The sequence below is a fragment of the Corynebacterium confusum genome (assembly GCF_030408715.1).
GTDB lineage: Bacteria > Actinomycetota > Actinomycetes > Mycobacteriales > Mycobacteriaceae > Corynebacterium > Corynebacterium confusum.
This window is the reverse complement of sequence record NZ_CP047202.1, coordinates 547,124-559,826: the sequence shown is the minus strand read 5'-3', so window position 1 is coordinate 559,826 and position 12,703 is coordinate 547,124. Positions and strand designations below refer to the sequence as shown.

The 12,703-nt window shown below is 68.0% G+C and carries 13 protein-coding genes; 4 read left to right on the top strand and 9 right to left on the bottom strand.

Annotation, left to right across the window (positions count from 1 at the left end; all coding sequences use genetic code 11):
* Positions 1 to 54 precede the first annotated feature (54 nt).
* From CCONF_RS02710 to CCONF_RS02700, 3 genes are read left to right on the top strand one after another with little or no spacing between them, the layout of a single operon-like run.
* Positions 55 to 342, top strand: a complete 288-nt coding sequence (locus CCONF_RS02710) for a transducer protein Htr23 (RefSeq protein WP_290224960.1) — start codon at positions 55 to 57, stop codon at positions 340 to 342.
* Positions 342 to 1,313, top strand: a complete 972-nt coding sequence (locus CCONF_RS02705) for a C40 family peptidase (RefSeq protein WP_290224958.1) — start codon at positions 342 to 344, stop codon at positions 1,311 to 1,313. The genes CCONF_RS02710 and CCONF_RS02705 overlap by 1 nt, the downstream gene beginning before the upstream one ends.
* A 52-nt stretch (positions 1,314 to 1,365) precedes the next feature.
* Positions 1,366 to 2,604 carry a SatS C-terminal domain-containing protein gene (locus tag CCONF_RS02700; protein WP_290224955.1) on the top strand — a complete coding sequence of 413 codons (1,239 nt, stop codon included), beginning with the start codon at positions 1,366 to 1,368 and terminating at the stop codon, positions 2,602 to 2,604.
* Between the two features lie 95 nt (positions 2,605 to 2,699).
* Here CCONF_RS02700 and CCONF_RS02695 read toward each other — a convergent pair whose 3' ends face one another.
* Positions 2,700 to 3,389 carry a type 1 glutamine amidotransferase domain-containing protein gene (locus CCONF_RS02695; protein WP_290224953.1) on the bottom strand — a complete coding sequence of 230 codons (690 nt, stop codon included), beginning with the start codon at positions 3,387 to 3,389 and terminating at the stop codon, positions 2,700 to 2,702.
* Between the two features lie 3 nt (positions 3,390 to 3,392).
* Complete coding sequence (locus CCONF_RS02690; protein ID WP_290224951.1) at positions 3,393 to 4,427, bottom strand: amidohydrolase family protein; 1,035 nt, start codon at positions 4,425 to 4,427, stop codon at positions 3,393 to 3,395.
* A gap of 39 nt (positions 4,428 to 4,466) precedes the next feature.
* Between CCONF_RS02690 and CCONF_RS02685 the strand changes: the two genes are divergently transcribed.
* The gene (locus CCONF_RS02685) at positions 4,467 to 5,855 is read left to right on the top strand and encodes a D-alanyl-D-alanine carboxypeptidase family protein (RefSeq protein ID WP_290224948.1); all 1,389 of its coding nucleotides are present in this window, start codon (positions 4,467 to 4,469) and stop codon (positions 5,853 to 5,855) included.
* Here the strand turns inward: CCONF_RS02685 and CCONF_RS02680 are convergent.
* The 7 genes from CCONF_RS02680 to CCONF_RS02650 form a co-directional block, all read right to left on the bottom strand.
* Positions 5,785 to 6,705 carry an RDD family protein gene (locus CCONF_RS02680; protein WP_290224946.1) on the bottom strand — a complete coding sequence of 307 codons (921 nt, stop codon included), beginning with the start codon at positions 6,703 to 6,705 and terminating at the stop codon, positions 5,785 to 5,787. The two genes, CCONF_RS02685 and CCONF_RS02680, sit on opposite strands and share 71 nt — an antisense overlap.
* 110 nt (positions 6,706 to 6,815) lie before the next feature.
* On the bottom strand, positions 6,816 to 7,898 hold the full coding sequence (locus tag CCONF_RS02675; RefSeq protein WP_290224944.1) for a YhjD/YihY/BrkB family envelope integrity protein: 1,083 nt from the start codon (positions 7,896 to 7,898) through the stop codon (positions 6,816 to 6,818).
* Positions 7,899 to 7,987: 89 nt separating this feature from the next.
* The gene (gene trpS, locus CCONF_RS02670) at positions 7,988 to 9,025 is read right to left on the bottom strand and encodes a tryptophan--tRNA ligase (protein ID WP_290224942.1); all 1,038 of its coding nucleotides are present in this window, start codon (positions 9,023 to 9,025) and stop codon (positions 7,988 to 7,990) included.
* 189 nt (positions 9,026 to 9,214) lie between these two features.
* Positions 9,215 to 9,406 carry a hypothetical protein gene (locus tag CCONF_RS02665; RefSeq protein ID WP_070769226.1) on the bottom strand — a complete coding sequence of 64 codons (192 nt, stop codon included), beginning with the start codon at positions 9,404 to 9,406 and terminating at the stop codon, positions 9,215 to 9,217.
* A 74-nt stretch (positions 9,407 to 9,480) separates the two neighbouring features.
* Complete coding sequence (locus tag CCONF_RS02660) at positions 9,481 to 10,467, bottom strand: trimeric intracellular cation channel family protein (RefSeq protein WP_290224939.1); 987 nt, start codon at positions 10,465 to 10,467, stop codon at positions 9,481 to 9,483.
* 19 nt (positions 10,468 to 10,486) lie between these two features.
* Positions 10,487 to 11,428 carry an exodeoxyribonuclease III gene (locus CCONF_RS02655; protein WP_290224935.1) on the bottom strand — a complete coding sequence of 314 codons (942 nt, stop codon included), beginning with the start codon at positions 11,426 to 11,428 and terminating at the stop codon, positions 10,487 to 10,489.
* A gap of 10 nt (positions 11,429 to 11,438) precedes the next feature.
* On the bottom strand, positions 11,439 to 12,653 hold the full coding sequence (locus CCONF_RS02650) for an MFS transporter (RefSeq protein ID WP_290224933.1): 1,215 nt from the start codon (positions 12,651 to 12,653) through the stop codon (positions 11,439 to 11,441).
* Positions 12,654 to 12,703 lie beyond the last annotated feature (50 nt).

The following is a 12,703-nucleotide window of genomic DNA, read 5'->3' as shown; positions in this document are numbered from 1 at the left end:
CAGCACTGAGAAAGCGGCGGGAACCATGCCGGTGTCCGCGCAGTCTAAGAAGGCATGAGTATTCTCGACGTTGACCCAGACCTGACCCGCCAACTAGCCACCGACGTAGCCCGCAACGCCCAAGGCAGCCTGCCTGCCCCGCCCGCGATACCCCTGGATGCCGCCACGCACGACTTCGGCGCCCGCCTGGCCGCCGCTGTGACCAATATCAATCAACGCACAGAGCGCCTGCGCGCGGACCTGGCGCATATTTCCCGGGCCGGCTACGCCCTGGCCGCGGCCGCGGCCGCCACCGACGAGCACACTGCCGGCCGCCTTGCCGCCCACGCGGGAGGTTCCTGATGCAGGTCATCACCCAAGCCCTCAAGACCATCTCCGCGATGCGCCCGGCCGACCTCCCCGCAGGCTTGGAGCTGCCCGTCAACCCTGATGTCGCCGCGGTGGAGCCGCTCGCACGCATCAGCCAGACCGACGCCACCCCGGTGCTGGCGGCTGCCAACGCCCTGGGCAGCGACCGTGAGTCCCTGCACCAGGCGCTCGCCCGCGGGCGGGACCTGGTCTTTGCCGCCGGCGGTGACATCGTGGGCATCGCCGTGGAGCTGGGGCGTCAGGCCCTGCCCGTCGCGCTGGGCATGCTAGCCATCAACCCGGCGGCCCGCGCCGCGGCGGCCGCCCAGCTGGCGGCCTTGGCCCAGCAGTTCGTCGCCCGGGCGGGCGCCCGCGTGGCCCAGCTGATCGAGGAACTCGCCGCGGCCGCGCAGCCGCTGGTCGATATCGCCGCCTCCCACGTGGGCTCCGCCCTGCCGTCGGAAGAACGCGGCGCGCACGCGGTCGCCGCGCTCAAGGAGCAGGCCTCCCTCCCCGGCGCCGGGGGAGGCCACGCGCCGGAGGCCCTGCCGGAGACCGCGCCGGAAAACGAGGTCGAGCTGGTCGCCCACCAGGAAGGTACCGGCGGGGAGGACGGCGGCAACGCCGCGGGCAAGGCGGCGGTTAAGGCCGCGCTGTCCCAGCAGGGCACGCCTTACGTCTGGGGCGGGACGACCCCGAACGGCTTCGACTGCTCCGGCCTGACCCAGTGGGCCTACGCCCAGGCCGGGGTCGACCTGCTGCGCACGGCGGACCAGCAGGCCGTCGGCCGGCAGGTGGACGCCAGCGAGTTGCAGGAGGGCGACCTGGCGGTATGGGACGGGCACGTGGCCATGTACGCCGGCAACGGCCAGATGGTCGAGGCCGGCGATCCGGTCCAGGTCAACCCGGTGCGCACCTCCAATATCGGGATGCAATTCCTCGGATTCTGGCGGCCTACTGGCTAAAGCCCGGGCGGGTCGCCTATCCGGGCGGGAGGTTTGGGTAGACTTAAACGCCATGAGCACCCGCGCGATCGTTCCCGTAAAGCTGAGTTTGCCCGCCGGTGATTACTTCACCCTGTGGGCCCCGAAATGGCGCCAAGACGGTGCCGAGTGGCAGGCCTTCTTAGGCAATGACGAATCCGTCCTGCTGTTCGGATCCGCCGCCGAGCTGCTGTGCTACGTGGAATCCGATCACAAACACGATCTGCTCGATCACCCGGAGTGGCAGGCCTTCGCCGCCCGCGGCGAGGACCGCATCACCCCGGCCACCCGCGACGTCTACGACCTGGTGGACGTGCCCAACCGCCTGGCGGGCGCGCCCAGCCACGACAACGTCGGCACCGTGGCCCGCAACTTCGAACTGACCCAGTCCCTGGCGGAGGTCTCCGGTGCGGAGCACTCCGTGATCTTCTTCGCCAGCCACTCCCTGCTGCGCAACGTCGCCCGCGGCGCCGACCACTACGCCGGCCCGCAGGGCATGAGCGAGTGGACCGGCGTCGGCAGCGTGGTCGCCGGCAACTGGGCCGAGGTCCTGGACGACCTGGAGGCCCACACCCAGGCGGTGGACAGCTCCGAGTTCGACTCCGCGCAGGTCGAGGACGCCGACAAGCGCATCACCGCGGCCGCCGCGGCCACCCGCCAGGCCCGCGAGGACGCCGCCGCAGCCCGTAAGGCCGAGGAAGAGGCCGCCGATCCCTATGACAAGTCCATCTGGGCGGCCGCCGGCATCGACCCGGTGAAGATCACCATCGACCAGAAGTCCGTGTACACGCTGCGCACCTACCTGGGCTCCTCCCCGGTCTTTCTGGGCAAGTGGGGCGAGATCTTCACCTTCCCCACCGGCAAGCACCTGGCCCGCTGGGTCATCGAGAACGACGACCACGACCTGGCCCGCGTATCCACCTGGGAGGACATCGTCAACGCCGGCAACGCCGGCGAGCTCGAGGTCACCGTCCACCCGGACAACCAGTACACCTTCAACGGGATCGCCCGTGACATCGAGAAGGGCCCGGAGCACGTCGACTCGCAGCAGATGAACCGCTGCTACGAGATCTGCGCGGATGCCGCCGACTGGGCCGGCGACGACTCGGTGAACTCTTTCTTCCTGTCGCACCCGCGCTTCCAGGACTACCTGGGCTACATGCTGGGCTCGACCGAGCAGGCCGGCTACGTGCCGTCCAAGCCGTTTAACGACCACGCCGAGGCGTGGAAGGCGCTCGAGGAGATGCTGGTCAAGCGCTTCTCCAAGTTCTAGGCCAAATTCTTAGGCCCGCCACCGGCACGAAAGGCCGCCGGCGCAGCGAAAGCCAGCACCGAGTGATTTTCTTCGGTGCTGGCTTTTGCTTTTGTCTACCGCAGCGCGGCCAGGATGCGCTGGGCCAGCGACTCCGAGGAGACCGGGTTCTGGCCGGTAAACAGGTGGCGGTCCTTAACCACGTTGGGCTGGAGGGGATCCGCGGCGCGGTAGTCCGCGCCCAGCTCGCGCAGGCGCTGCTCCAGGCTCCACTTCGCCTTCGCCAGGGTCTCCTCGCCCTCCTCAACATCGCTGAAGGCGGTCATCTCGTAGCCGGCGAACGGCCACTGGCCGTTCTCATCGGCTGGCACGGCCAGCAGCGCCGCCGGCGCGTGGCACAGCAACGCCAGGGGGCGGCCGGCCGCGTGGCGGCGGGCCAGCAGGGCCGCCGAGGTGGCGTCCTCAGCCAAGTCCTCCATCGGGCCGTGGCCGCCCGGGTAGAAGACGACGTCGTAGTCGGCCTCGTCGACCTCGGCCAGGTCCAGCGGCTGGGACAGCTCGTAGTGGATAGCCGCGAGGTAATCCTCCTGGGACTCGCGCTGCATCTCGTTCAGGTTCTCCAGGCTGGTCTCGTCCACGACGGGCTCGCGCCCGCCCGGGGTGGCGAAGGCGATCTCCCAGCCCGCGTTGGCAAAGGTGCGGTGCGGGGCGACGAGCTCCTCGGCCCAGAAACCGGTCTCGCGCGTACTGCCGTCGGCCAGTGTCCATTCCTGCGCCGCGGAGATTACGAACAGTACTTTCGACATGGTTTATACCTCTTCTCCTGGGGTTTCGGCAGCACCGAGGGTGTCTTCGGTACCGTCGTGTTCGTGGTGGTCCTCGGCGAATTCGGCGTCGGAGAGCTCCTCGTAGGCCGGCAGAAAGACCGTCTCCAGCAGGTGCTGGCGGTCCTCCTGGTTGGCGAAGGAGTGCTCTATCGCGCTGACCGACAGATCGAAGAATTCTTCCAGCCCGTAGCCGAAGGTCTCCGCCAGGGCGCTGAGCTGCTCGGTCATGCTGCCGGTTGCCCACGACCCGGAGCTGACCGCGCAGTTAAAGCCCAGCTGCTGCAGCAGCGGCAGCGGGTGGTCGACTAGCTCCTCGATCTCACCGCGGGCGATCTCGAAGCGGGGTGCTGCATCCAGCAGGATGTGGCGGTCGCGCACCCAGGCCGAGACCCGGCCCGGCTCGATGCCCTCCAGGGTCGCGCTGAAGTCATCGATGATGCCGGCGGTCAGCGTCAGCCGCGTCGCGCCCGCCTGCAGCGCTTGGCCGATGTCCTCGGCATCGCCGGCGGCCGTCAGCCGCACCGCGAAAGGCACGTAGGCCTCGCGCAGGGGTTGCAACGCCGCGGCGAAGCCGGCCAACGGCGCCGCGGCCCGGCCGTCTTGGCTTTCCTGGCCGTTGTCCGCGGCGAGCTCGAAGCCGACGACCTTGCCGCTGTGCTGGGCCACGGTGAGCTGGGCCAGCTGGGTCACGGCGGCTGGGTCCTGCGCGCCGCGCTCGGCGGTGACGATGATCCGGGCGTCGATGCCCTCGACGTCCAGCCCGGCCACGGCCGCGGCCAGCGCCTCTTCCGCCGCGAGCTGGGTGCGGGACGGGTTAAAGCGCAGCTCCGCGTAGACCACGTGGTCGTCCACCAGGCGTTGCAGGTGCTTAGAGACCGCCGCGGTGAGTTCCGCCGGGCTGACGGCCTGCGCGACCGTGGCGCCAAGCTCCTCGAAGAGGGTAATCTTCGGCAGCTGGGCGAAAACGTCCGCGCCCGCGTCTTTGTTTTCCGGACTAATTAATGGTGCGTCATGCATACCGGCCATAGTAGGTGTGCCTTTAAGATATGTCATGCTATGAAAAGAATTATCACTGCAGCTCTAGCCGCAGCCCTCGTCGCCCCCGCCCCCGTCGTGGTGGCCCACTCCCCCGCCGGAGTCGCCGCCCAGGCCCAGGAGGCCGGGCCGGGCGATCCGGCCGCCGAGGTGCCCGAGGGTTTTGAGGACCCCGCCGCCGATCTGACCGACGCTGAGGCCGCCGAGGGCCTGCAGGACGACGGTACCGGTGACGAGCCGAGCAGCTCCATCCGCACCACCGCGCCGGATACCAACGACTGCCCCCACTCCCTCGTGCCGGCCGAGCCGAGCACCACCTCCGAGAACCTCGCGCCCGGCCAGGAATCCCCCTCCCCGCTGCCGCCGGTGGAGGGCGCGGCCTGCGGTGTCACCGCGCCGGAAGGCTTCGATCTCAACCCCGAGGTCGTCGCCAGTGCCTGGATGGTAAGCGACATCGACACCGGCGAAATCATCGCGCAGAAGGATCCGGACGGGCGCTACCGCCCGGCCTCCATCATCAAGGCCCTGCTTGCCTTGGTCGCCATCGACGAGCTGGATCTCGACAATGAGGTCGTGGCCAACGAGGAGACCGCCGGTATCACCGGCTCCTCCGTCGGGATCGGCGCCGGCGGGCGCTACACCATCGAGCAGCTCCTTCAGGGCCTGCTCATGGCCTCCGGCAACGACGCCGCCCACGCGCTGGCCCAGGAGCTCGGCGGGGACGAGACAACCTTAGACAAGGTCAACGACTTGGCCCATGAACTGGGCACTACCTCGACCTTTGCCGCCTCCTATTCCGGCCTGGACGCGCCCGGTATGTCGACTTCTGCCCGGGACATCTCCCGAATCTACCGGGCAGCCTACGCCAACCCGACCTTCGCGCGGATAGTCAACACCGAGTCCGTGGATTTTCCCGGCTACGAGGACCACCCCGGCTACGAGCTGGGCAACGACAACGGGCTGTTCATGCACGATCCGGACGGAATCGGCGGTAAGACGGGCTACACCGACGACGCCCATCACACCTTCGTCGGCGCCCTCGACCGCGACGGCCGCCGCCTGCAGGCCGTCCTCCTGGACACCACCATCGAGCACGGCCCGCGGGCCTGGGAGCAGGCCCAGATGCTCCTCCACGCCGCCTACGAGGTCCCGGCCGGGTCCGGCATCGGCAGCCTCGACGAGGAGGACGCGGACGACAAGGGCGACGACAACGCCGCCCAGGACGCGACCCCCACGCCCGCCCCGCCGGCGGATTCAGACACTCACCAGCGCGCCAGTTGGATCGAGAAATCGGACGGCTGGCTGGGCATCGCCGCGGTGGCGGCGGTGGTCGTTATCGTTATTGCTGCCGCGGCTTTTTCGTTACTTCAGCGTCGGCCCAACGGTCGTGGGAACCACGCAGCTCGTTAGACGGGCTGATAGAGGCCAGCACGAACAGGGAACCACCCATGGAGACCAGCGAACCCAGGCCAGGGATGATCTGCACGACGCGGAACCACTGCCGCTTGGCGGACTCGCCCAGGGTCAGGTTCCGGCCGGTCTCCACATTGGCGACCTTGTAGCCCATCATGCGTTTGACCGGGGTGCCGCCCATGTAAGTTTCAAAGCCCAGGAAATAGGCGATGCACAGCAGGGTGAATACCACGGCCCCCAGCGTTCCGCTCACCGCGTCGGAGAGTACCCCACCGCCGGCGGCCAGTAGACCGCCGACTAGGCCGGAGGCAGCGGTGGCAAGAAAACCGTCGAACAGGGCCATGCCGAAGCGACCGCCGGCGCTCGGGCGGGCGGCGATGCGCTCGACCTCCGGGTTGGCCGCCACCGCATCCGAGTAGCGCTGGGCCGCCGGCAGGTTCGCGCTCTGGGTGGGCACCTGGTGCGGGTTAAAGGGCTGCGCGTACGGGGACGCCGGCGAGGCGTACTGCGTCTGCGGCTGACCGTAGGGCGACCCCTGCTGCGTTTCTGCCTGCCGCTGCGGCTGCTGGAAGAACTGTTGCGTGTGTTGCGTGTGCTGGGCCTGCTGCGGCTGTTGCTTGTCGGCCTGGGTGACCGGCCGGGCGAGGTTCGGATCCGGCCAGCAGTCGAAATTGGCCAGGTGCTCCAAGTCGGACCAGTCGACGCTGCGGCCGGCGGAGATGGCGGCATCATAGAGCTCGCGGCGCTGCGGGTTGGACAGCACGGAAAAGACCAGCTGGGCCTCGCGGCGCTGCGGCGACTGTTCGGATTCGCCCAGGCTCTGTAGGCGCGCGTCCCGGCCTGCCATGATTATCCCCAGGGCTTGGCAGCTATCACTGGTATCAAGTTGGTGTGCTTGGTAGAGATTGTGCGCAGTGGCCATCCGGGAGAACCTCGCTTAAATTACCTCGTCAGAACTTATTTCTTGCGGTTGAGCAGTGCCAGTATACCCGCGGCGGCAGCGCCCATAGCCGCGCCGGCGCCCAGGGTAACACCGGTGTTCGGGCCCTCATGGATCTCGTTGCGCACGCGGATGACGGCCGGCTCCGGCGCCGGCAGCGGGGTCTGGGCCAGCGACTCGTCGGTGGTCGCGGTCCAGGCGGAGACGTAGAGCACCACGCGCCAGATCAGGTACATCACAATCATCAGCACGATGACCGGGCCGAAGACCGCGCCGGCCGGGGAACCGGTGGCCGAGGACATGATGACGGTGGACAGCTGCTTGATGACCTCGAAGGCAATAGCGCCCAGCAAGGCGCCCTGCAAGCCCGACTTGGCCGGGACCTTGGTGCGCGGCAGCACGACCACCAGCCACCAGATGACCAGGAAGTTGGCGATGAGGCCGACCACCAGGCCGGCGGCGAAGAGGACGAAGTTCATGCCGGGGAAGGACTCGATGCCCACCCACTCGAAGACCTTCTGGGTCAGGCCGGAGGTACCGGCGGCGGTCACGCCGAAGGCCACGGCGAAGGCCAGCAGCAGGCCGATAAGACCAATCAGGTCGTTGAGCTTCTTGACCACGAAGTTGCCGCCCTCCGTGGCGTCGATGCGCCACATGGCGGAAATGCCCACGCGGAGGTTGTTCATCCAGCCCAGGCCGGACCACAGGGCGGTAATACCACCGATGCCGAACATGGCGCCGCGCTGGTCCACGGCCGTCTGCAGGACCTCGTTGAGGGTATCGCCCAGGTCGCCGTCCACGGCGTTGGTGATTTGGTCCTGGACCTGCTCGAACAGGTCCGGGCGGTTGGCCAGCACGGCGGCGGCTGCGGCCATGGCCAGCATGAGGATCGGGAACATGGCCAGCACCGAGTAGTAGGTAATGCCGGCGGCGAACTGGTTGCCGCCCTCCGCGGAATAGCGCTCCTGCATACGCATGGTGCGCTCAACAATCCGGGACTTGTCTCGCAGCTTGTCTACGGCGCCGGGTTCATCCTGGCGGGTGCGCTCGATGCCGTACTGGTCGGTGTTCTCGCGGCGCGAGGTGGTCTTGGCTGCCACGACGGGCACTCCTCTTGGGTTCGGGGGACGGACTTGATTGCGGGCTAAGTTATTTCCTGCGGCTGTCTTGACAGCTTAACCGTAATTGCTTATCGGCGCGCAGGCAGGAAACCTACCTTGGCGTAGACGTCGTCTACCAGGGGCTGGGCCACTTCCGAGGCGCGCTCGGCGCCGCGGGCCAGGATCCGCTCGATCTCGGCCGGGTCCGCCATCAGCTCGTCGAAGCGCGCCTTCAGCGGGGTGGTGAACGCCTCCAGGGCCTCGGCGGTATCCACCTTTAGGTGGCCGTAGCCCTTGCCGGCGTACGACTCCACCAGCTCGTCGATGGCCTTGCCAGTTAGCGCGGACTGGATGGCCAGCAGGTTGGACACGCCCGGCTGGGTCTCGCGGTCGAAGGCCACCACGCCCAGGTCGTCCGTCACGGCCGACTTGATGCGCTTGGCCGAGGTCTTCGGCGGATCCAGCAGGTTGATGATCCCCTTCGGGTTGTCGCCCGACTTGGACATTTTCGCCGTCGGCTCCTGCAGGTCGTAAATCTTGGCGGAGCCCTCGGGGATGAAGGCCTCCGGCATGCGGAAGGTCTCGCCGTACTTGCCGTTGAAACGCTCCGCCAGGTTGCGGGTCAGCTCCAAGTGCTGGCGCTGGTCCTCGCCCACCGGCACGTAGTGCGGCGAGTAGAGCAGGATGTCCGCGGCCATGAGCACCGGGTAGGTAAACAGGCCCACGGAGGTCCGCTCCGAGCCCTGCTTGGCGGACTTGTCCTTGAACTGGGTCATGCGGGAGGCCTCGCCGAAGCCGGTCAGGCACTGCAGGACCCAGGTCAGCTCCGCATGCGCGGGCACGTGCGACTGCACGAAGAGGGTGGACTTGTCCGGGTCAATGCCCAACGCGATAAGCTGCGCGGCCCCGGCCAAGGTGCGCTGGCGCAGCTCCTCCGGGTTCTGCTCGACGGTAATGGCGTGCAGATCCGGGATGAAGTAGAACGCGTCGTGGTTGTTCTGCAGCTCGATCCACTGCTTCAACGCTCCCAAGTAATTGCCCAGGTGGTAGGAATCCGCCGTGGGTTGGATGCCGGATAGTACTCGGGTGGTCGCGGCCTCGGCCGCTTTCGCGTTCTGATCAGTCATGGCTCAAGTGTAATCCCTGTTACCCCCGCCCGGGTCACGACGCCCCCTCCCGGGCGCGAAACCCGCGCCGCCCGCCGGCCGGAAGCAGGCACGAAGAAGCACCGCCGGACATGCCGGCGGGAAAACCACCGGGTATGAAAAACCGCCGGGCAACGCGGTGCCTGGCGGTTGGGTGTTTGCTTAGAAAGCTTAGAGCTTGCGGCTGGTGGGGCTCTTGACGTCCATCAGGACGGCCCAGCCGGCCACCATGAACGCGCCGCCGATGCCCATCGTGATGGTCGGGAGCAGGAAGGCAAAGCTCGGGCCCATCACGGTCCACCACCAGATACCGAGTGCCAGCAAGACAGCACCGAGCACGAAGTAAATGATTGCGCGCGCCATAGTTTCTATTAACTCCAAGTTTTCCGGGAAATATTGTGCGTGCCATAGTCTAGCACCCGGGCACGCAGATTGCCTTAATCGTTCTGCTCCCACTGCCCCTCATCCGGGCAGCTGCGCCGCGGCAGGCCGCCCTTCGGCAGGCGCGGCCACTTGGCTTTGGGCTTGGGCTTTTTGGGTGCCGCGGCTTGGCGCTTCGGATCCGGCTTGGCGTGCCGGGTGGGCTGGGCGGCCTTGCGGGGGCGCTGGATGACCCACTGCTGCTGCGGATCGCGGTCCCGGTTGCCGCGGGCGTGCTTGCCGGTCTGGCGGTTGACCGAGGTGTAGGCGGAGGCGTCGAAGCGCAGGCTCCGGCCGCTGGCCAGGCTGCCGGCGCGGCGCTTCATCGAGCGCGCGCCGTCGCGCACCAGGCGGGCGGACAGGCGCAGGCGCGGATCGATGGGCTGCTCGGCGCCCTTGTACTCGAAGACCGGCAGGCCGCGCTTGGAGTAGATGGCCCACAGGCGGGCGCAGAAGCCGAAGATGACGGTGGCGATAGCGGTGATCTCCACGCTCAGGCCGGCCTCCAGCAGCAGCATGTAGACCGCCGTGGCGGCCAGAGAGATGGAGGCGTAAAACTCGCCGGAAAAGACCAGCGGCACACGGTCGGAGAGCAGGTCGCGCAGGATGCCGCCGAAGACGCCGGAGATGATAGCGGCGACCGAGGCGATGACGAAGCCGTGCCCCAGGTTGAGCGCGACCTGCGTACCCAGCACCGAAAAGACCGCCAGGCCGAGCGCGTCCAGGATCAAAAACAGGTGCCGGAAGTAGTGCATCAAAAACGACATCCACACCGTAATAATTGCCGCAACCAGCACGAAGACGAGGTATTTGGGCTGACCCACCCAGGTCAGCGGGTAGTCGTCGAGCACCATATCGCGCACCGTGCCCCCGCCCAAGGCCGTAATGGCGGCCAGCAGGGTCACGCCGAAGAGGTCGAGTTTTTGCCGCCCGGCGGACAGCGCAGCCGTCATCGCCTCGGCGGTGATTCCGATGATGTAGAGGACGCTAAACAGTGGGGTCAATCTATTCTCCCGCTGCTTCTTAAGCGTAGGTCACCAGCAGTGGGGAGTGGTCCGACCAGCGCTGTTCCACCGTGGGCGCCTTATCCACGCGGCTAGACTGGGCGCGGTCCAGCATTGCCTGGGTGGCGGCTTGGTAGTCGATGCGCCAGCCCGCGTTGTTGTTGAAGGCCTGGCCGCGGTAGGTCCACCAGGTGTACGGGCCGTCCTGCTCTGGGTCCGGGTGCAGGCGCCGGTCGACGTCGAACCACGCCGGTTCCTCGGCCGCGGCCCAGACCTCGCCGCCCGGGTAGTCCACTACCCCGCGCCAGTCGCCCAGGCCGGCCTTGTCCTGCGGGGTGGGATCCGGGAAACTGCCGAAGACGTGGTCCATGAAGGCGCGCTCCTCCGGCAGATGGCCGGAGACCTTCTCGTTGGGCTTGTTGTTCTTCAGATCCTGGGAGCGGTGGCAGATATTCCAGTCGCCGCCGATGACCATCTGCGGGTAAGTTTCCGCGCGCTCGGCCAGGACCTCGGAGAACTGACCCAGGAAGCGGTACTTCTGGTCCTGCTTGGCCGTGCCGGTGTCCCCGCTCGGTAGGTAGAGCGAGGCCACGCGCAGGGCACTTCCGCCAGCGGCGGCCGCCGGGTCCTCGACGGTGGCCTCGATCCAGCGCCCGGAGTCGCCGAAGGTGCCCAGCCCGACCACGACGTCGCGCAGCGGGGTGCGGGACAGAATGCCCACCCCGGCTCGGCCTTTGGTGCCTGGGTCCAGGGACTCGGCCATCGCCAGGTGCCAGCCGGTCTCCAAGGCCGGGGCCAGGGCCTTTTCGGCCTGGGCTTGCGATGCCCGTACCTCTTGCATCAGCACTACGTCAGCGTCGGTTTCTTGCAGCCAGGCGTTCATGCCCGGGTTGTTCTCGTTGCGCTGTTTGCAGGCCGCGCGGATGCCGTTAACGTTGACGGTGGCGATGGTAAAGCTCATGCTGCAAAGCTTAACGCGCGCGCTGCGCGAGCGCCCAGATGCCCACGGCAATGGCGGCGAGCACCGCGCCTGCCAGCGCCGGGGAGCCGTAGCCCCACCCCGCGCCGACCACGGCCCCGCCCAGAGCGGCGCCGGCCGCGTTGGCGGTATTCAGCGCGGACTGGTTGAGCGCGGCGGCCAGGGTCTGGGCCTTGCCCGCGTCATCCAGCAGGCGCACCTGCAGCGGCGGCTGGAGCGCCATGCCGAAGACGCCGATGAACATGAACGTCACGATGGCCGGCACCACCGCGGTGGAGGCGAAGTAGAAGGCCAGCAGGGAGATGCACAGCAGCCCGACGCAGAGCACCAAGCCGCGCTCGTTGTTCCAGTCGGCCAGCCGGCCGCCCAGCCAGTTGCCGGCGGTCATGCCCAGGCCGAAAAGCATGAGGATGAGCCACATCCAGCCCGCGTCCAGCCCGGCGCGCTCGGTCATCACCCAGGTGATGTAGGTGTAGACGGCGAACATGCCGCCAAATCCCACCACGCCGATGGCCAGGGTCAGCCACACCTGGCGGTTGGCCAAGGCGGAGAACTCAGTGCGCAGGGAGGTCGCTGGCATGAGCGTCATGTGCGGCATGACCACCCACAGCAGGGCCAGGGCCACCGCGGCCAGGCCGGCGACGATCCCGAAGGCGGCCTTCCAACCGACGGCATCGCCCACGGCCTGGGCGGCCGGCACGCCGAAGATGGTGGCCACGGTCAGGCCGGTGACCACGAAGGCGAGCGCCCGGCCGCGCTCCTTGGGCGGGGACATCGACGCCGTGGACAGCATGGCTACGGAGAAATACGCCCCGTGCGGGATGCCGGCTAGAAAGCGCGCCCCCAGCAGCACCGGGAAGGAGCCGGCCATCACGGACAGGGCGTTGCCGGCCACGATCACCGCCAGCAGGACGATGACCAGGCGCCGGCGCGGCTGCCGGGCCGTCAGCGCGGCCACGCCGGGCGCGCCGAGCACAACGCCCAGGGCGTAGGCGGAAATCACCGCGGAGGCCTGGTCCTCCGTCACTCCTAAGTCCCCGGCGATAAGCGGCAGCAGCCCCATCGCGGCAAACTCGGTGGTGCCCAGGGCGAACGCGCCCAGGGCCAGCGAGAGCATGACCACCTTCCGGCGGGCCGGGGTGATATCGGTTTGGACCGGCCGTGGGCGCCGGCGCAGCGCCGGTGGCGGGACGTGGAGACGGGACATGAAAATTCCCTCCTTCCGGGCAGTGGGATAGGGAGCAGAAGTAGGCACCG